Annotated in this window: 17 protein-coding genes; 7 read left to right on the top strand and 10 right to left on the bottom strand. The window is 66.9% G+C overall.

Annotated elements, in window-relative coordinates:
* Positions 1-19: 19 nt before the first annotated feature.
* The 4 genes from BST14_RS10665 to BST14_RS10650 all read right to left on the bottom strand — a co-directional run bounded on the left by BST14_RS10665 (position 20) and on the right by BST14_RS10650 (position 3,038).
* Positions 20-862 carry an MlaE family ABC transporter permease gene (locus BST14_RS10665; RefSeq protein WP_083064475.1) on the bottom strand — a complete coding sequence of 281 codons (843 nt, stop codon included), beginning with the start codon at positions 860-862 and terminating at the stop codon, positions 20-22.
* A gap of 19 nt (positions 863-881) precedes the next feature.
* On the bottom strand, positions 882-1,646 hold the full coding sequence (locus BST14_RS10660; protein ID WP_083064474.1) for an MlaE family ABC transporter permease: 765 nt from the start codon (positions 1,644-1,646) through the stop codon (positions 882-884).
* 242 nt (positions 1,647-1,888) lie between these two features.
* On the bottom strand, positions 1,889-2,800 hold the full coding sequence (locus tag BST14_RS10655) for a 3-oxoacyl-ACP reductase (RefSeq protein WP_083064473.1): 912 nt from the start codon (positions 2,798-2,800) through the stop codon (positions 1,889-1,891).
* A 25-nt stretch (positions 2,801-2,825) separates the two neighbouring features.
* Positions 2,826-3,038: a ferredoxin gene (locus tag BST14_RS10650; RefSeq protein WP_083064498.1), complete on the bottom strand. Its 213-nt coding sequence runs from the start codon at positions 3,036-3,038 to the stop codon at positions 2,826-2,828.
* 212 nt (positions 3,039-3,250) lie between these two features.
* On the opposite strand from BST14_RS10650, the gene BST14_RS10645 reads away from it, so the two are divergent.
* From BST14_RS10645 to BST14_RS10630, 4 genes are all read left to right on the top strand, one after another.
* A complete protein-coding gene (locus tag BST14_RS10645) occupies positions 3,251-4,429 on the top strand; it encodes an acyl-CoA dehydrogenase (protein ID WP_083064472.1) in 1,179 nt (392 codons plus the stop codon).
* Between the two features lie 24 nt (positions 4,430-4,453).
* Positions 4,454-5,551 carry an acyl-CoA dehydrogenase family protein gene (locus tag BST14_RS10640; protein WP_083064471.1) on the top strand — a complete coding sequence of 366 codons (1,098 nt, stop codon included), beginning with the start codon at positions 4,454-4,456 and terminating at the stop codon, positions 5,549-5,551.
* 5 nt (positions 5,552-5,556) lie between these two features.
* On the top strand, positions 5,557-7,068 hold the full coding sequence (gene fadD17 / locus BST14_RS10635; RefSeq protein ID WP_083064470.1) for a long-chain-fatty-acid--CoA ligase FadD17: 1,512 nt from the start codon (positions 5,557-5,559) through the stop codon (positions 7,066-7,068).
* A 223-nt stretch (positions 7,069-7,291) separates the two neighbouring features.
* A complete protein-coding gene (locus tag BST14_RS10630; RefSeq protein WP_083064469.1) occupies positions 7,292-8,005 on the top strand; it encodes a serine hydrolase family protein in 714 nt (237 codons plus the stop codon).
* Here the strand turns inward: BST14_RS10630 and BST14_RS10625 are convergent.
* From BST14_RS10625 to BST14_RS10610, 4 genes are read right to left on the bottom strand one after another with little or no spacing between them, the layout of a single operon-like run.
* Positions 7,991-9,541, bottom strand: coding sequence for an acetolactate synthase large subunit (locus BST14_RS10625; RefSeq protein WP_083064468.1), 1,551 nt, complete (start codon positions 9,539-9,541; stop codon positions 7,991-7,993). The two genes, BST14_RS10630 and BST14_RS10625, sit on opposite strands and share 15 nt — an antisense overlap.
* Complete coding sequence (locus BST14_RS10620) at positions 9,538-10,368, bottom strand: amidohydrolase family protein (protein ID WP_083064467.1); 831 nt, start codon at positions 10,366-10,368, stop codon at positions 9,538-9,540. Before BST14_RS10620 ends, BST14_RS10625 begins: the two co-directional genes overlap by 4 nt.
* A gap of 24 nt (positions 10,369-10,392) precedes the next feature.
* On the bottom strand, positions 10,393-11,160 hold the full coding sequence (locus tag BST14_RS10615; RefSeq protein ID WP_083064466.1) for a fructosamine kinase family protein: 768 nt from the start codon (positions 11,158-11,160) through the stop codon (positions 10,393-10,395).
* Entirely contained in the window at positions 11,157-12,809 is a 1,653-nt protein-coding gene (locus BST14_RS10610; protein ID WP_083064465.1) for an acyl-CoA synthetase, read from the bottom strand. Before BST14_RS10610 ends, BST14_RS10615 begins: the two co-directional genes overlap by 4 nt.
* A gap of 163 nt (positions 12,810-12,972) precedes the next feature.
* Between BST14_RS10610 and BST14_RS10605 the strand changes: the two genes are divergently transcribed.
* Complete coding sequence (locus tag BST14_RS10605) at positions 12,973-13,707, top strand: crotonase/enoyl-CoA hydratase family protein (protein ID WP_245845365.1); 735 nt, start codon at positions 12,973-12,975, stop codon at positions 13,705-13,707.
* 90 nt (positions 13,708-13,797) lie between these two features.
* On the opposite strand, the gene BST14_RS10600 is transcribed toward BST14_RS10605, so the two are convergent.
* Complete coding sequence (locus BST14_RS10600; protein WP_083064464.1) at positions 13,798-15,021, bottom strand: cytochrome P450; 1,224 nt, start codon at positions 15,019-15,021, stop codon at positions 13,798-13,800.
* A gap of 42 nt (positions 15,022-15,063) precedes the next feature.
* On the opposite strand from BST14_RS10600, the gene BST14_RS10595 reads away from it, so the two are divergent.
* A complete protein-coding gene (locus tag BST14_RS10595) occupies positions 15,064-15,786 on the top strand; it encodes an acetoacetate decarboxylase family protein (RefSeq protein ID WP_083064463.1) in 723 nt (240 codons plus the stop codon).
* 113 nt (positions 15,787-15,899) lie between these two features.
* Here BST14_RS10595 and BST14_RS10590 read toward each other — a convergent pair whose 3' ends face one another.
* Positions 15,900-16,931, bottom strand: a complete 1,032-nt coding sequence (locus BST14_RS10590) for an LLM class F420-dependent oxidoreductase (protein WP_083064462.1) — start codon at positions 16,929-16,931, stop codon at positions 15,900-15,902.
* 76 nt (positions 16,932-17,007) lie between these two features.
* Here BST14_RS10590 and BST14_RS10585 point away from each other — a divergent pair, with 76 nt between their 5' ends.
* A complete protein-coding gene (locus BST14_RS10585) occupies positions 17,008-18,000 on the top strand; it encodes a Zn-ribbon domain-containing OB-fold protein (protein ID WP_083064461.1) in 993 nt (330 codons plus the stop codon).
* Positions 18,001-18,003 lie beyond the last annotated feature (3 nt).

Genomic DNA, 18,003 nt, shown 5'->3' with positions numbered 1-18,003 from the left:
GTCCTATTAAGCGGTCCTCTTATCCGGAGAGGTTGAAGTTACCGGACGCCCCGTATACAGCGAGCGAGATGAACAAGGTGATGACGACCACCACGATCAGCGACGTCCGCACGGCCTGGCCGACCGCGATGCCCACGCCGACCGGGCCGCCGCGGGCGTTGTAGCCGTAGTAGGTATGGACGAGCATGACCGCGATGGACATCACGATGGCTTGCAGGAAAGACCACAGCAGGTCCGACGGGATCAGGAAGGTATTGAAGTAGTGGTCGTAGAGGCCCTTTGACTGCCCGTTGATGTAGACCGTGGTGAAGCGGGCGGCGAAGAACGCGGCCAGCACCGACAGCGAGTACAGCGGGATGATCGCGATGAGCCCGGCAATCAGGCGCGTTGATACCAGGTAGGACACCGAGTGCACCGCCATGCATTCCACGGCGTCGATCTCCTCGGAAACCCGCATGGCTCCCAATTGCGCTGTGGCACCGGCACCGATGGTGGCCGCCAGCGCGATGCCGGCGATCACCGGTGCGACGACCCGGACGTTCAGGAACGCCGAGAGGAATCCGGTCAGCGCCTCGATGCCGATGTTGCCCAGCGACGAATAGCCCTGCACGGCAATGACACCACCGGAGGCCAGGGTCAAAAAGGCCGCCACACCGACCGTGCCGCCGATCATGACGAGGGCCCCGGCACCCATCGTCATCTCGGCGATCAGCCTAATGGTCTCCTTGCGGTAGCGGGTGAGCGCATTGGGGACATACCGCATGGTCTGCCCGTAGAACAACGCCTGCTCGCCGAAGTCGTCGACCGGCTCTTGCAGCCGGGTGAACAGCCTGCGGAAGCGCAGGGTGGCGTCGTAACTCATTGCGTGCTCATTTGTTTCGTCACTTCGCCGAGATTCGCACGCCGACGGCGGTCATCACCACGTTGATCACGAACAGACAGATGAAGGCGTAGACCACCGTTTCGTTGACCGCGTTGCCGACGCCCTTGGGGCCGCCCTTGACGGTCAGGCCGCGGTAGCAGCCCACCATGCCGGCCATCACACCGAACAGCAGCGCCTTGACTTCGGCCAGCACCAGCTCACGCAGCCCGGTCAGCACGGTCAATCCGTTGATGAAGGCACCGGGGTTGACGCCCTGCAGGAAGACGGAGAACACGTAACCGCCGGAGAGACCGATGGCACACACCAGCCCGTTGAGCAGCAGCGCCACCACCGTGGAGGCCAACACACGCGGCACCACCAGCCGCTGGATCGGGTCGATGCCCAGCACCCGCATCGCGTCGATCTCCTCGCGGATGGTGCGGGCGCCGAGGTCGGCACAGATCGCGGTGGCGCCGGCGCCGGCCACAACGAGCACGGTCACCACCGGGCCCAGCTGGGTGATGGTGCCAAACGCCGTCCCGGCGCCGGACAGGTCGGCGGCGCCGATCTCGCGGAGCAGGATGTTGAGGGTGAAGGCCACCAGGACGGTGAACGGGATGGATACCAACAGCGTGGGCACCAGCGACACGCGAGCGATCATCCACGTCTGATCGAGAAACTCACCGAATTGGAACGGCCGGCGCAACGCCGCCCGGCCGGTATCCATCATCATTTCGAAAAATCCGCCGACGGCGCGGGCGGGAACCGCGAGTTGTTCCCTCAACGCGGTTCCCCCCTCGGTCTGGTCTCGGCGAATTCTATGTCCGGCCTTTGCATCGTCTACGGTCGCGTGTGGCTCGGTGTGAGCCGGATCATATTAATCCAGAAGAAGTTGACCATGTCAATGAACAGCACCTGTTTTATCCGATCCGTTAATTCGGCAGGTCAGAAGCACTTGACACGTGTCAAACTGACACACGTTCTACCTGGCGATTTCCCCCTGATCGACCAGCCCGTCGGCGGCTATTATTGCATCAACGCGGTGGCCGAGAAATTGTGCTCAGGATCACGGCCAGCAAAGTAATCCTGGAGCGTCGAACTCAGCCGCGCAGGGTCCCAAGCGGCGCCGTCGGCGCTGAATTGTTGCTCCACGGTCGGCGCAGCGACCAATGTCACCTGTGGACCGTAGACGATGAACACCTGGCCGTTCACCTCGGCGGCCGCCGGGGACGACAGGAACTTCACCAGACTGACCACGTGCTCGGGCGACAGGGGGTCGACGCCGCCCGCTCCCACCTCGGGTGCGGCGCCGAACACGTCGGCCGTCATCGCGGTGCGGGCGCGGGGACAGATGGCATTGGCGCACACGCCGTAGCGGCTCAGCGCCCGTGCGGCCGTCAGGGTGAGCGAGATGATGCCCGCCTTGGCAGCGCCGTAGTTCGCCTGCCCCACCGGACCGACCAACCCGGCCTCCGACGCGGTGTTGACGATCCGCCCGAAGATCTGACCGCCTGCGTCCTTTGCCTTCAAGCGCCAGTAGGTCGCCGCGTTGCGGGTCAGCAGGAAGTGACCGCGCAGGTGCACGGCGATGACGAGATCCCACTCCTCGTCGGACATGTTGAACAGCATCCGGTCGCGGGTGATCCCGGCGTTGTTCACCACGATGTCGAGGCCACCCAGGGAGTCGGCCTGAGCAACCAGTTCGTCGGCGGTGGCGCGTTCGCTGATGTCGCCGGCCACGGCGACGGCCTTCGACCCGGCGGAATTGATCTCGTCGATGACGTCGGAGGCGTCCAACGCGGCGGCGATGTCGTTGACCACGACGGTCGCGCCCTGGCGGGCCAGGCCGAGCGCCTCGGCGCGTCCCAAACCCGCGGCTGCACCGGTCACCACCGCGACCTTTCCGGAGAGATCGATCGCGTTCGTGCTGCTAGTCAATTTATGAATACCTCTAGTTTCGGGGTTACGCGCGCCGGGCCGAAGATTCGTCGCCGCGCAGAAGTGCCGCGCGCGGGCATTCGGCGATCGCCTGCTCGGCCAGCTGCTCCTGATCGGCGGGAATCGGGTCGAGCTTCACCACGGCGTAGTCCTCGTCGTCCAGGTCGAAGATATCCGGGGCGATTCCCAAGCACACTGCGTTACCTTCGCACCGGTCACGGTCCACGATCACCCGCACAGCACCCTCCTTGAACCTGGTTTTCACCTAGAGGACTCGCCTCATCAACATGTAGGTCCACCATAGGACCCTGACACCTCTGGGGAAACGCTCGCTGGATTCCCAGACTAGAACGTGTTACAACCGGGAAGGCGAACGGGTAGCCGTTGGTCGAGCTGCGGCCTGTGACGAGGCTTGTTACTCCGAACGTCGTTGATTTAAGGACGGCTGAAATGCGCATCAGTTACACCCCGGAACAAGAGGAGCTGCGCCGCGAGCTGCGGTCGTACTTCACCGCATTGATGACTCCCGAGCGCCGTGAGGCGCTGACCTCGACGGAGGGCGAGGTCGGGACGGGCAGCGCGTACCGCGACACCGTCGCGCAGATGGGCAAGGACGGGTGGCTCACCCTGAACTGGCCCAAGGAGTACGGCGGCCAGGACCGCTCTCCGATGGATTCGCTGATCTTCACCGACGAGGCCGCCATCGCGGGCGTGCCGGTGCCGTTCTTGACCATCAACAGCGTGGCGCCCACCATCATGGCGTTCGGCACCGAGGAACAAAAGAAGTTCTTCCTGCCGAAGATCGCGGCCGGCGAACTGCACTTCTCCATCGGCTATTCCGAGCCCGGCGCGGGCACGGACCTGGCCAACCTGCGCACCACCGCGGTGCGCGACGGCGACGACTACGTCATCAACGGCCAGAAAATGTGGACGAGCCTGATCGCGTATGCGGACTGGGTGTGGCTAGCGGTGCGCACCAACCCCGACGCCAAGAAACACCGCGGCATCTCGATGCTGACCGTCCCGACGACCGCCGAAGGTTTCTCCTGGACGCCCGTGCACACCATGGCCGGGGTGGACACCAGCGCGACCTATTACTCCGACGTCCGCGTCCCGGTGAGCAACCTGATCGGCGAGGAGAACGGCGGCTGGAAGTTAGTGACCAACCAGCTCAACCACGAGCGGGTGGCACTGGTCTCGCCGCAACCGATCTTTTTGGCGCTGCGTGAGGTTCGCGAATGGGCGCAAAACACCAAGGACGCCGGCGGGGCGCGGTTGATCGACTCCGAATGGGTGCAGATCAATCTGGCCCGGGTGCACGCCAAGGCCGAAGTTCTCAAGCTGATCAACTGGGAATTGGCCTCGGCCACAACCGAAGCCCTCTCGCCCGCCGATGCGTCGGCGGCCAAGGTGTACGGCACCGAGCTGGCCACGGAGGCCTACCGGCTGCTGATGGAGGTGCTGGGTACCGCGGCGACGTTGCGCCAGAATTCGCCGGGCGCGAAGCTATCAGGCCGGGTCGAGCGGATGCATCGGGCCTGCCTGATCCTGACGTTCGGCGGCGGCACCAACGAAGTGCAGCGCGACATCATCGGCATGGTCGCCCTCGGCCTGCCCCGGAACCGCTGAGCCGCTACGTAAAGGACGGACGTCATGGATTTCACCACCACCGAAGCGGCGCACGACCTCGGCAACCTGGTCGACACCATCGTGGACTCGGTATGCACACCCGAACACCAGCGTGAGCTCGACGGGCTCGATCAGCGCTTCGACCGCGAGCTGTGGCGAAAGCTGATCGACGCCGGCATCCTGGGCAGCGCGTCGGCTACATCGCTGGGCGGTGACGGCTTCGGCGCGCTCGAGCAGATCGCGATCCTGGTTGCGCTGGGGCACCAGCTGGCCGCCGTGCCCTACCTGGAGTCGGTGGTATTGGGCGCCGGAGCGCTGGCCCGGTTCGGCTCCGAAGGGCTGCAACAAAACTGGGGTGTGCCGGTGGTCAACGGCGAGAAAACGCTCAGCGTCGCCCTCGACGGTGAGATGGGCGAGGGGCCGGTGCGCGCGTCCGGGGCGGGCGCCGGCTACCGGCTGACCGGGACCCGCACCCAGGTCGGATTCGGACCGGTGGCCGACGCATTCCTGGTCCCGGCCGAAACGGACTCGGGCACCGCCGTTTTCCTGGTCGCGGCCGACGACCCGGGCGTCACGGTGACCGCGCTGCAAACCACGGGCCTGGGCAGCGTGGGGCACCTCGCGCTGGAGGGAACCGAGGTGGACGACAGCCGCCGCGTCGGGGGCCCCGAGGTGGTGACGTGGCTCGGGACACTTAGGACCTTGGGCCGCAGCGCTTTTCAGCTCGGGGTGCTCGAGCGTGGCCTGCAGATGACGGCCGAATACGCGCGTGAGCGTGAGCAGTTCGACCGCCCGATCGGCAGCTTCCAGGCGGTGTCGCAGCGGCTGGCCGACGGCTACATCGACGTGAAGGGGCTGCGGCTCACGCTCACCCAGGCGGCCTGGCGGGTCTCGGAGGACATCGCCGCCGAAATCGACGTCGCCAGTGCGGCGTTCTGGGCCGCCGACGCCGGTCACCGGGTGGCGCACACCATCGTGCACGTGCACGGCGGCGTCGGCGTCGACACCGATCACCCCGCGCATCGCTACTTCCTGGCCGCCAAGGAGACCGAGTTCGCCCTCGGCGGCGCCACCGGTCAGCTGCGGCGGATCGGCCGGGAGCTGGCGGAGACGCCCGCTTAGGCGCGATGGAACTCGCCGACGACCTGACGGTCACCAAGCTGCTGGCGCCGCTGACCGAGATCGACGATCGCGGTATCTACTTCGAGGACTCGTTCACCAGCTGGCGCGCCCACCTGCAGCAGGGTGCCGCGATCGCCGCGACGCTGCGGGCGCGGCTCGACCCCGCCCGGCCGCCGCATGTCGGGGTGCTGTTGGAGAACACCCCGTTCTTCTCGGCGATGCTGGTGGCGGCGGGCATGTCGGGCATCGTGCCGGTGGGGCTCAACCCGGTGCGCCGCGGCGAGGCGCTGCACCGCGACATCACCCGGGCCGATTGCCAATTGGTGCTGGCCGATTCGAACTCGTCTGAGACGCTGGGTGATATCGCGCACCTGAACGCCGATTCGCCCGAGTGGGCCGACGAGGTCGCCGCACATCGCGACGCCCCGATCTCGTTTCGGGCGGCCTCGCCGGCGGACCTGTTCATGTTGATCTTCACCTCGGGCACCAGCGGCGAGCCCAAGGCGGTCAAGTGCAGCCACGGCAAGGTGGCAATCGCGGGCGTGACGATGACACAGCGCTTCGGCTTGGGCCGTGACGACGTATGCTACGTGTCGATGCCGCTGTTTCATTCCAATGCGGTGTTGGTCGGCTGGGCGGTGGCGGCGGCCTGCGAGGGCTCAATGGCCTTGCGGCGCAAGTTCTCCGCTTCCAATTTCATCGTCGACGTCCGTCGCTACGGCGCCACCTATGCCAACTACGTGGGCAAGCCCCTGTCGTATGTGCTCGCCACGCCCGAGCGGCCCGACGATGCCGACAATCCGCTGCGAGCGGTGTACGGAAACGAGGGCGTCCCCGACGACATCGAGCGCTTCGGCCGGAGGTTCGGCTGCGTGGTGCAGGACGGGTTCGGTTCCACCGAGGGCGGGGTGGCCATCGCGCGCACCCCGGATACACCGGCGGGTTCACTGGGCCCGCTTCCGCAGGGCATCGACATCATCGATCCCGATACCGGGGCGTCCTGCCCGCCCGGCGTGGTCGGGGAACTGGTCAACACGGCGGGGCCGGGGCGTTTCGAGGGTTACTACAACGACGAGGCGGCCGAAGCCGAGCGGATGGCCGGCGGGTTGTACCACAGCGGTGATCTCGCCTACCGCGACGACGCCGGCTACGCGTATTTTGCTGGGCGGCTGGGAGATTGGATGCGGGTCGACGGCGAAAACCTGGGCGCCGCCCCGATCGAGCGGGTGTTGCTGCGCCACCCCGACGTCACCGAGGTCGCGGTGTACCCCGTCCCCGACCCCAGGGTCGGCGACCAGGTGATGGCGGCGTTGGTGATGGCGCCGGGCACCGAGTTCGACGACGAGAAGTTCCGCGCCTTTTTGGCCGAGCAGCCGGATTTGGGACCCAAGCAATGGCCGTCGTACGTGCGGATCAGCGCCGAACTACCGCGGACGGTGACGTTCAAGGTGCGCAAGCGCCAGTTGGCCGCCCAAGGTGTCGAGTGCGACGACCCGGTGTGGAAAATCCACCGTTAGGGACCCGGGACGGGCCTTGCCACCGGATGCGCCGTCCACCCAGTAAACTCAGCGCTTGATCAAAATCCAAAGATCGTCGGGTTGATGGTTGCGCCCGGAACACGGTGCAGCCAAGCGCCGGGATCGTTACGTACATGCCGCAACGACGAGGAGCCGCGATGGTTGACGCGCCGGTCCCGCACCCCGACGTCGGGGTGACCCGCGCCGATATCGGGATCAGCGCATGACGGCACGGCCGCTCGAGCTCGCGCTGGAAGCCAGCTTCGACCAGCTTTCCGCCGCGGTGCCGGCGAACGTCGGCGTCGCGATCGCCCGGCCGGACAGAACCTTCTCGCTGGGCAGCTGGTGGTCGGGCGTGGCATGGTCGACCATCAAGGTGCCGTTGGCGATAGCGGCGCTGCGCCACGATTGGCTGGGCGCGCGCGATTTGGTCGTCAAAGCCATCACCGAATCCGACAATCGCGCGTCCGAACAATTGTGGTCGCAATTGGGCGAGCCCACGGAGGCGGCACGACGGGTCCAGGTCGTCGTGGCCGAAGGCGGTGACACCGCCACGGTGATCGAATCGCGCCGGCTTCGCCGCGGTTTCACCGCTTTCGGCCAAACCCAGTGGAGCCTGCAGCGCCAAGCGCGGTTCGCTGCGGAGCTGTCGACCATCCCCGACGCCGTCGAAGTGATCGACCTGATGCAACGCCTGGTGCGCGGCGACCAGTGGGGCCTGGCCGGCAAAGGCATTGCCGCCAAGGGCGGTTGGGGGCCGGGCATGCACGGCGAGTACCTGGTCCGGCAATTCGGCATCGTCCCCACCCCATCCGGCCACTGGGGCGTGGCACTGGCGGCCGACGCGCACGACGGCGCGTTCGAGACGGGCGTCGAGGTGGTCAACACGATGACGGACTGGCTGCTGAGCCGGCTGCCGACCCTAGCCCGTTATTGAGGGCACCACGGCGTCGATCAGGTGCGGCCCCGGTTCGGCGAAGGCGGCGCGCAGCGCATCGGCCAATTCCTCCGCCGTCGTGACGCGCCGAGCGGGTACTCCCATGCCCTCGCTTATCTTCACGAAATCCATTGTCGGGTCGGACAAGTCGAGCAGAGACTGCGCTTCGGGCCCGGGCGCCGACCCGGCGCCGACGCGTTGCAGTTCGATTCGCAGGATGTCATAAGCGCTGTTGTTGTACAGCACGGTGGTCACGTCGAGGTTCTCGCGGGCCTGGGTCCACAATCCCGAGATCGTGTACATGGCCGAGCCGTCGGATTCCAGACACAGCACGGGGCGATGCGGGGCGGCCACGGCTGCGCCGATCGCGGCCGGGATGCCGTAGCCGATCGCGCCACCGGTCAGGGTCAGCCAGTCGTGTGCCGGCGCCCCGGCGGTCGCTCCCGCGAGCAACACGCCCGAGGTGTTCGACTCGTCGACCACGATCGCGGCTTCGGGCAACAGCGCCCCGATCACGTCGGCGGCCGACACGGAGGTCAGCGCGCCGGTCGGCAGCTGGGGACGCGATGCGGGCGCCACCGGCGCCTCGGTGCCGGGCGCCACCCGGTCGGCCAGGGCGATCAACGCGTCTGCGGCGCCGCTGCATTCGGCGAGCAGGTGCACCTCGCAGCCGGCCGGTACCAGATCGCTGGGCATGCCGGGGTAGGCGAAGAACGACACCGGCGACTTGGCGCCGGCCAGCACCAGATGCTTGGCGCCGTCCAACTGGGCCGTGGCGGCCTCCGCGAAATAGGCGAGCCGGTCGACCGCGGGGACGCCGGCGCCGCGCTCCAGCCGGGTGGGGAAGGTCTCACACAACACGCGCGCACCCGTCGCCGCCGCAATGCGGGCGGCCGCCGCCAGCCCGGCACGGCGGGTGGCGTCGCCGCCCACCATAATGACCGTGGGCTCGCCGGAGCCAAGCACCTCGAGCACCTCGGGCGCCAGCAGTGGATCGGCGCTCGCCGGCTGCGCATCCAGGTTGGAGAACAGCTGGGCGCCGTCGGACCAGGACACGTCCGCGGGCAGGATCAGCGTGGAGATCTGCGAGCCCCATCGGCTGGCCGCGATTCCCTCGACGGCGTCGGCGGAAACCTGGGAGGCGTCACTGGTCCGGCGCACCCAGCCCGAAACGGTGCCCGCCAGCGCGTCGATGTCGGATTCCAGTGGGGCGTCGTACTTTTTGTGATAGGTGGCGTGGTCGCCGACGACCACCACCATCGGCACCCGCGCGCGGCGCGCGTTGTGCAGGTTGGCCAGGCCGTTTCCCAGGCCGGGTCCCAGGTGCAGCAGCACGGCGGCCGGTCGATCGGCGATGCGCGCGTAACCGTCGGCCGCCCCGGTGGCGACGCCCTCGAACAGCGCCAGCACGCCGCGCATCCGCGGCACGGCGTCCAGTGCGGCGACGAAGTGCATCTCCGACGTGCCCGGGTTGGCGAAGCACACGTCGACGCCGCCGTCCACCAGCGTGTTGATCAGGGCCTGGGCACCGTTCACTTAACTGCCTCCAGTCGGAAAACTCGTTCGGCGTTGCCGCTCAGGAAATCCCGGCGAGCCTCCTCGGACAGCCCGAGGTCGGCCAGTCCGGCCAGCGCGTGCTCGTGGGTAATCATCGGATAGTTGGTGCCGAACAACACTTTTCGTCGTCCGGTACCGGTCTTCATGAATCTGACGAGCTCATCGGGCAATCGCTTGATCGTGTACGCCGACGTGTCGATGTAGACGTTTTCGTGCTTGCGGGCCACCGCCACCATCTCCTCGGTCCACGGGTAGCCGACGTGGCCGCAGACGATCACCAGCTCCGGGAAATCGAGCGCCACCTGGTCGATATAGGGAATCGGCCGGCCGGTCTCCGACGGCCGCAGCGGGCCGGTATGACCCACCTGGGTGCAGAACGGCACCCCGGACTCCACGCACTGGGCGAACAGCGGATAGTAGCGACGATCGGTCGGCGGGGCGTCCCACAACCACGGCACCACCCGCAGGCCGACGAATCCCCCGTCGGCTATCCGGCGTCGCAACTCCCGAACGGCTTCCATCGGGCGGTCCAGGTCGACGGTGGCCAGGCCGGCGAGCCGGTTCGGGTGCGCGGCAATCCATTGCGCCACCTCGTCATTGGAGATCAGGTCAGCTCCGCCCGGCCCCCGCCAGGCGCTGAGCACCCCCAGTTCGACTCCGGCGGCGTCCATCGACGCCAGGGTCGCCTCGATCGGGATGTCGGTGTCGGGGGGGATCGACCCGCCCGTCCACCGTCGCAGGGATGCCAGCATGTCGCTGCGCAGGAACCGCGCAGTCGGATGCTGCATCCACACATCGATCGTCATCGCGATCAACAGTAGACGCCGCGGCTACAGGGCCAACGCGGCGCGGGCGCAGGCGTGCGTCCGCTGGGCGTGCCCGCCGCCGAACAGCACGACGTGCGCCAGAAGGGGGAACAGCTGGTGGAGTCCGATGCGGTTGCGCCAACCGGCCCGCAGGGGCGTCGCCCGCTCGTAGCCTTCGACGATGGTGTCGTAGTGCGGGCAGCCGAACAGCGCGAGCATCGCCAGGTCGCTCTCCCGATGGCCGGCATGCGCGGCCGGGTCGATCAGCACCACCCCGCCGGGCGTCCACATCACGTTGCCACCCCACAGGTCGCCGTGCAGCCGGGCGGGCCGATCGTCGTCGTCGAAGTCGCCGGCGCGGCACCGCTGGATGACGGAGTCGATCGCGCCGCGGGTTCCGGCGTCGAGCCGCGCCGCCGCCAGTTCGGCCATCGGCGCCAGCCGTCCCTCGGCGTAAAACTCGGCCCACCGGCTGTGCCGCCGCAGCGACATCGGCAGCGGCTGGGAGAGCGGCCCGAAGAACCCGGGCCCGTCCCACCCTTCGGGTCCGGCGCCGAACGCGGGGGCGCCGGCATCGTGCGTAGCGGCCAACCGGGCGCCGAACTCACGCGCCGCCTCGGGTGTCGGCGTCACCGAGTCAAGCCGCCGCAGGGTCAGGCTCGTCTCATCGACGGAAACCACTTGGGCGCAAGGCACGCCGCCGTCGACGCCGGCCAGCCACCGCAGCCCGGCGGCTTCCCATTCGAAGTAGCCGCTGGGGGCGGCGGGGTGCTGCTTGACAAAGTCGGTCAAGCCGTTACGTGCGCGGCGTGCACGTCGTCGGCGGGCCGCGCCTCGGTCTGCTCCTTCGCCCAGCGGTAGTCCGGTTTGCCCGCCGGTGAGCGCTTGACCTCGTCGACCAGCCAAAGGCTACGCGGCACTTTGTATCCCGCGATCTCGGACCGCACGAAGCGGTCCAGTTCGGCCAGCGTCGGCCGGGCCCCCGGCCGGGGCTGCACGACGGCGGCGACGTGCTGGCCGTATCGGGGGTCGGGCACGCCGACCACCAGGGCGTCGAAGACGTCGGGGTGGCCCTTGAGCGCGGCCTCGACCTCCTCGGGGTAGATCTTCTCGCCGCCGCTGTTGATCGACACCGAGCCGCGGCCCAGCATGGTCACGGTGCCGTCCTCCTCGACAATCGCGAAGTCGCCGGGGATGGCGTAACGCACGCCGTTAAAGGTCTTGAACGTCTCGGCGGTCTTTTTCTCGTCCTTGTAATAACCGACCGGGATGTTGCCCTTCTTAGCGATGAAACCGCGCACACCGGATCCGGGTTTGACCTCGTTGCCTTGTTCGTCGAGGACGACGGTGCGATGGTCGATCGTCACGCGCGGGCCGCTTGCGTGCGGCGCGTCCTTGGCGACGATGCTGGTGCCGCCGAATCCGGTCTCCGACGAACCGATCGAGTCGGTGATGACCCGGTTGGGCAGCAGTTCGAGGAACTTCTCCTTGATGCTCGGCGAGAACAGCGCCGCGGTGGAGGCGAGCAAAAACAGCGACGACAGGTCGTATTCGTTGCCCTGCTCTTGGTGGGCCAGCAGCGCGTCGAGTAGAGGCCGCGCCATCGCGTCGCCGGTGAAGAACAGCAGGTTGACCTTGTGCTCATGGATCGTGCGCCAGACCTCGTCGGCGTTGAATTCCGGTGCGAGCACAGTGGTTTGACCCGAGAAGATCGACATCCAGGTGGCCGATTGGGTGGCACCGTGGATCATCGGCGGGATCGGGTATCGGACCATCGGCGGGTTGGCGGCCGCGGCCTTCGCCAGGTCGTGCTCGTCCTCGACGAATTCGCCTGTGGCGAAGTCGGTTCCGCCGAACAGCACCCGGTAGATGTCCTCGTGGCGCCACATCACGCCCTTGGGAAAGCCCGTCGTGCCACCCGTGTACAACAGGTATATGTCGTCGGCGCTGCGCTCCCCGAAGTCGCGCTCGGGCGAACTCTGCGCGATCGCCGAGTAGAACTCGACGCCGCCGTAGCGGCCGAAGTCGTTGTCGCTGCCGTCCTCGACCACCAGGATCGTCTTGACCTCGGGGGTGTCGGGCAGCACGTTGGCCACCCGGTCGGAATACTGGCGCTCGTGCACCAGCGCGACCATGTCGGAGTTCTCGAACAGGTAGCGCAGCTCGCCCTCGACGTAGCGGTAGTTGATGTTCACCAGGATGGCGCCCGCTTTGACGATGCCGAGCATCGCGATCACGATCTCGATGCGGTTGCGGCAGTACAGACCGACCTTGTCGTCCTTCTTCACCCCCTGCTCGAGCAGATAGTGGGCCAGGCGGTTGGCCTTCTCCTCCAGCTGGGCATAGGTCAACTTCTCGTCGCCGCAGATCAAGGCGACACGGTCGGGCACAGCGTCGATGGCGTGCTCTGCGAGATCGGCAATGTTCAAGGCCACGGCCACCAAATTAGAACGTGTTACATTTCGAGGCAAGCTCGTGCCCATAGTCGAGGGAAAGGCGGTAGCCGTGACCGTGGAGAATGCCGGAAGCCCAGCAAACACCGAAAACGGGGAAACCGGACCGGACGCGCTGGTGGAACAGCGGAATCACACCCTCATCGTGACCATGAACCGGCCGCACCGCCGCAACGCCTTGAGCACGGAAATGATGGAAATCATGGTCCAGGCCTGGGACCGCGTGGATAACGACGACGACATCCGCTGCTGCATCCTGACCGGGGCCGGTGGCTACTTCTGCGCGGGCATGGACCTCAAGGCAGCAACGCAGAAGCCGCCGGGCGAGTCATTCAAGGACGGCAGCTACGACCCGTCGCGAATCGATGCCCTGCTCAAGGGCCGCCGGCTCAAGAAGCCGCTCATCGCCGCGGTCGAAGGGCCGGCCATCGCCGGGGGCACCGAGATCCTGCAGGGCACCGACATCCGGGTGGCCGGTGAGAGCGCCAAGTTCGGCATCTCCGAGGCCAAGTGGAGCCTGTACCCGATGGGCGGATCCGCCGTGCGGCTGGTGCGCCAGATCCCCTACACCGTGGCGTGCGACCTGCTGCTGACCGGCCGGCACATCACCGCAGCCGAAGCCAAGGACGTGGGCCTGATCGGCCACGTCGTGCCCGACGGGCAGGCGCTGGCCAAGGCGCTCGAGATCGCCGAGGTGATAGAGAACAACGGACCGCTGGCCGTGCAGGCGATCCTCAAGACTATCCGCGAGACCGAGGGCATGCACGAGGAAGAGGCCTTCAAACCCGACACCGCCAACGGCATACCGGTGTTCCTCTCCGAGGACTCCAAGGAGGGCCCCCGCGCGTTCGCCGAGAAGCGCAAGCCCAACTTCAAGAACCGCTGATTCCTTCGCGAGCGTAAGCGCACCGCGAAATTGCGCTGGCTTTTTCGCAGTGCGCTTACGCCCGCGCGTCGAAGGTGACCCCCGCCCGCTTCAGCTCAGCAGCGGCGCGCTCGGGGTGAACACCACCGGCATCGCTTCCAGTCCGCTGACGAAGTTCGCCGGCCGCAGCGGCAGCGTCGAGTCGTCGTCGGCCAGCCGCAGATCCGGTAGCCGCTTGAGCACCCGCTCGGTCATCATCGACAGCTCGAGCCGGGCCAGCTGGTTGCCCAGACAGAAATGTGTGCCGAAGCCGAAAGCCATGTGGCTGTTCGGGTTTCGACGGATGTCGAAATTGTCCGGGTCTTCGAACACCGACTCGTCGAAGTTGCCCGACTCGAACAGCAGCATGATCTTCTCGCCCTCGCGCAGTGCAGTGCCGTGAAATTCGGTGTCGGCGGTCAGGATCCGGCACATGTTCTTCACCGGTGACGTCCAGCGCAGCATCTCCTCGATGGCACCGGGAAGCAGCGACGGGTCGCGCACCAGGGCATCCCACTGGTCGCGGTGGCGCACCAGCTGTTCTGTGCCCCCGCTCAATGTGTGCCTGGTGGTCTCGTCGCCCCCGATGAGGATGAGCAGCGTCTCCATGACGATCTCGTCGTCGGACATCCGCTGCCCCTCCACCTCGGCGTTCACCAGGATGGAGAACAGGTCGTCGGTGGGCTCGGCGCGCCGCTTGGCGATGATGTCCATGGTGAACGCCGTGTAGGCGGCGAAAGCCTCCATGACGGTTTGGAATTCGGCCGACGCCGGGTCGATGTGCGAGCTCAGTCCGCACACCAGGTCGTCGGACCACTTCAGCAGCATGCTGCGTTCGGAGGGCAGCACGCCGAGCATGTCGCCGATCACCGCCATCGGCAGCGGGGCGGCGATGTCGCGGACGAAATCACACCCGCCGCGCTCGCACACCGCGTCGATCAGCGTGTCGCACAGCTTGGCGATGGACGGCTCCTTCTCCTTCACCCGCTTGCGAGTGAAGCCGGCGTTGACCAGCTTGCGTCGCAACAGGTGCGCGGGATCGTCCATGTCGATCATGTAAGGCATGCCGGGCTGGTCGGGACGGATGCCGCCGGTGCTGGAGAACAATTCCGGATTGCGCTCGGCCTCCAGGATGGCTTGATAGGTGGTGGCGCCGGCCAGGCCGTTGCGATCCCGAAACACCGGCTGGTTGGCGCGCATCCAGCGGTAGGCCTCGCGCGAGGCGTGACGGTCGGCGTAGAAGTTGCCGTCAGCCAGGTCGATGTTCGAGATTGCTTCCGGGATGGTCGAAGTCATCTACAGCCTCCAAACGTTGACGAGCGGATTACAGTAACCGGCATGCCTGAGTCACAACACGTAGTTGCCGGGACGGTCCTCACCATGCCGGTGCGGATACGAAAAGCGGACGTGCACACCGCGATGTTTTCGGTGGATGTGCAAGCGGCGCAACGTCTTATCGACTACAGCGGCCTGCGCGTCTGCCAGCATCGGCCCGGCCGGGCGGTGGTGAACCTGATGCTGGCCCGCTATATCGACGGCGATCTCGGGCAATACCACGAATTCGGCACCGCGGTCATGGTGAACCCGCCCGGCTCGACGGCGCGCGGCTGGCGGGCACTGGGTGACGCGGCCGCGTTCATCCACCACCTGCCCGTCGACCAAAGCTTCACCTTGGAAGCGGGGCGCTCGATCTGGGGATTCCCGAAGATCATGGCGGACTTCACCATTCGCGAGCAGGGCCGGTTCGGATTCGACGTCAGCGCCGACGGCGCGCACATCGCGGGCATGGACTTCGCCCGGGGGGTGCCGGTGCCCCCGACGTTCACGTCTCGCCCGCAGGTGCTCAAGACCTACACCTTCGCCGACGGCACCACCCGGGAGGTGCCGTGGGAGATGCGGGTGCGCGGGCTGCGCGGTCGGCTCGGCGGGGCAACGCTGCGCCTGGGCGATCATGCCTACGCCAAGGAGCTGGCGTCGCTGGGCCTGCCGAAGCGGGCGATGCTCTCTGGATCTGTCGGTCACGTCGAGATGACGTTCGGCGACGCCCACCCGCTCGGCTGACCGGCCGGGCGCGCGTCGCATCGTCGTCGGGCGTGCCATCCGGATAATCTAGAACGCGTTCTAACTCCCTGGCAAGAAAATTAGAACGTGTTCTAATTTGGCGCGCGCGGCCGTCAGATCAGGGTTGCCAGCTCGCGGACCTGCTCCGTACTGCGCCCCGACACCACCATCATGGTGACGCCGGCGGCCTCCCAGGCCTTGATCTGCTTACGCACGTAGTTGATGTCGCCGACGATCGCGGCGTCGTCGATCACCTCGTCGGGGATGATCTCGGCGGCCTTGTCCTTCTGGTTGCTCCGGAACAACTTCGTCACGTCGTCGACCACCTGGGAATAGCCCATCCGCCGGTAGACGTCGGCGTGGAAGTTGATGTCCTCGGCACCCATGCCTCCCATGTAGAGCGCGATGTAGGGCTTCATCGCCGCGAACGCCGCGCTGCGGTCCTCGGTGATGACGATGTTGGCCGTCGCGCAGATCTCGAAGTCCTCGCGGCTGCGGCGGGCGCCCGGGCGGGCGAAACCCTCGTCCAGCCACTCGTTGTAGGTGTCGGCCATGCGCGGCGTGTAGAAGATCGGCAACCAGCCGTCGCAGATCTCGGCGGCCAGCGCGACATTCTTCGGCCCCTCGGCCCCCAGCATGATCGGGATGTCGGCCCGCAGCGGATGGGTGATGGGCTTGAGCGGTTTGCCCAGACCCGTTGCGCGCGCACCGGTCAGCGGCAGCGGGTAATGCGGCCCGGCGCTGGTCACCGGCGCCTCGCGGGCCCACACCTGCCGGACGATGTCGATGTACTCCCGGGTGCGGGCCAGTGGCTTGCCGAACGACTGGCCGTACCAGCCCTCGACCACCTGCGGGCCGGAGACACCCAGGCCGAGGACGTGCCGCCCGCCGCACAGGTGGTCGAGCGTCAACGCCGCCATCGCACACGCCGTCGGTGTGCGCGCGGACAGCTGCACCACCGACGTGCCCAGCCGCACCCGCGACGTCGAAGAACCCAGCCAGGCCAGCGGTGTGTAGGCGTCGGATCCCCAGGCCTCGGCCGTGAAGACGGCGTCGTAGCCGGCCTTCTCGGCCGCGGCGACGAGCTCGCCGTGGTTTTGCGGCGGCTGAGCGCCCCAATATCCCAGCTGCAATCCCAGCTTCATCTCTTCGCCCTTCTGATGGCAGTCCCGATCTAAGAAAAATTTGAATCCGTTCTTAGAACCTGTTCTACTCGATGGCGTGACAGCCAGCTCGAGTACCCCGACCTTGACGGATCACCCTGAGCCACCGCTCTCCGCGCCTTTGACGTTGTCGTTCGACTACACGCGTTCAGTCGGCCCCACGCTGAGCAAGTTCTTCACCGCCCTGCGCGATCGCCACATCCTGGGCGTGCGCGGATCGGATGGCCGGGTGCATGTGCCGCCGACCGAATATGACCCGGTCACCTACGAGCCGCTGGGCGAGATGGTACCGGTGTCCAGCGTCGGCACCGTGGTCTCCTGGACCTGGCAGCCCGACCCCATCGAGGGACAGCCGCTGGACCGGCCGTTCGCCTGGGCGCTGATCAAGCTCGACGGCGCAGACACGCCGTTGATCCATGCCGTGGACGCGGGTGAGCCCAAGGCCATCAAGACCGGCACCCGGGTGCACGCGCACTGGGTGGACGAGCCGGTGGGCGCCATCACCGACATCGCTTATTTCGCGCTCGGCGAGGAAGCCGAGGAAGTCGCGGAGTCCGACGGCGACAAGGACCCGGTGACCATGATCGTCACGCCGGTGTCGCTGACCATCCAGCACAGCGCCTCGCACGAAGAGAGCGCCTACCTGCGGGCCATCGCGCAGGGCAAGCTACTCGGCGCGAAGATGGGTGAGAACGGCAAGGTCTACTTCCCGCCGCACGGCGCCGACCCGGCCACCGGCCAACCGACGACCGAGTTCGTCGAGCTGCCCGACAAGGGCACCGTCACGACGTTCGCGATCATCAACATCCCGTTCCAGGGTCAGCGCATCAAGCCGCCCTACGTGGCGGCCTACGTGCTGCTCGACGGAGCCGATATCCCGTTTTTGCATCTGGTCGCCGACGTCGACGCTCACGAAGTCCGGATGGGCATGCGCGTCGAGGCGGTGTGGAAACCCCGCGAGGAGTGGGGATTTGGCATCGACAACATCGAGTACTTTCGGCCGACCGGGGAACCCGACGCCGACTACGACACCTACAAGCACCACCTGTAAAGG

Source organism: Mycobacterium arosiense ATCC BAA-1401 = DSM 45069 (assembly GCF_002086125.1).
GTDB classification, from domain to species: domain Bacteria; phylum Actinomycetota; class Actinomycetes; order Mycobacteriales; family Mycobacteriaceae; genus Mycobacterium; species Mycobacterium arosiense.
This window is presented reverse-complemented; position numbering and strand designations above follow the sequence as displayed.

Excerpts from the sequence above, each read along its gene's own strand:
- BST14_RS10665 (WP_083064475.1), bottom strand. The coding sequence starts at position 862 with ATGAGTTACGACGCCACCCTGCGCTTCCGCAGGCTGTTCACCCGGCTG.
- BST14_RS10645 (WP_083064472.1), top strand. The coding sequence starts at position 3,251 with ATGCGCATCAGTTACACCCCGGAACAAGAGGAGCTGCGCCGCGAGCTG.
- BST14_RS10640 (WP_083064471.1), top strand. The coding sequence starts at position 4,454 with ATGGATTTCACCACCACCGAAGCGGCGCACGACCTCGGCAACCTGGTC.
- fadD17 (WP_083064470.1), top strand. The coding sequence starts at position 5,557 with ATGGAACTCGCCGACGACCTGACGGTCACCAAGCTGCTGGCGCCGCTG.
- BST14_RS10630 (WP_083064469.1), top strand. The coding sequence starts at position 7,292 with ATGACGGCACGGCCGCTCGAGCTCGCGCTGGAAGCCAGCTTCGACCAG.
- BST14_RS10620 (WP_083064467.1), bottom strand. The coding sequence starts at position 10,368 with ATGACGATCGATGTGTGGATGCAGCATCCGACTGCGCGGTTCCTGCGC.
- BST14_RS10605 (WP_245845365.1), top strand. The coding sequence starts at position 12,973 with ATGAACCGGCCGCACCGCCGCAACGCCTTGAGCACGGAAATGATGGAA.
- BST14_RS10600 (WP_083064464.1), bottom strand. The coding sequence starts at position 15,021 with ATGACTTCGACCATCCCGGAAGCAATCTCGAACATCGACCTGGCTGAC.
- BST14_RS10595 (WP_083064463.1), top strand. The coding sequence starts at position 15,064 with ATGCCTGAGTCACAACACGTAGTTGCCGGGACGGTCCTCACCATGCCG.
- BST14_RS10590 (WP_083064462.1), bottom strand. The coding sequence starts at position 16,931 with ATGAAGCTGGGATTGCAGCTGGGATATTGGGGCGCTCAGCCGCCGCAA.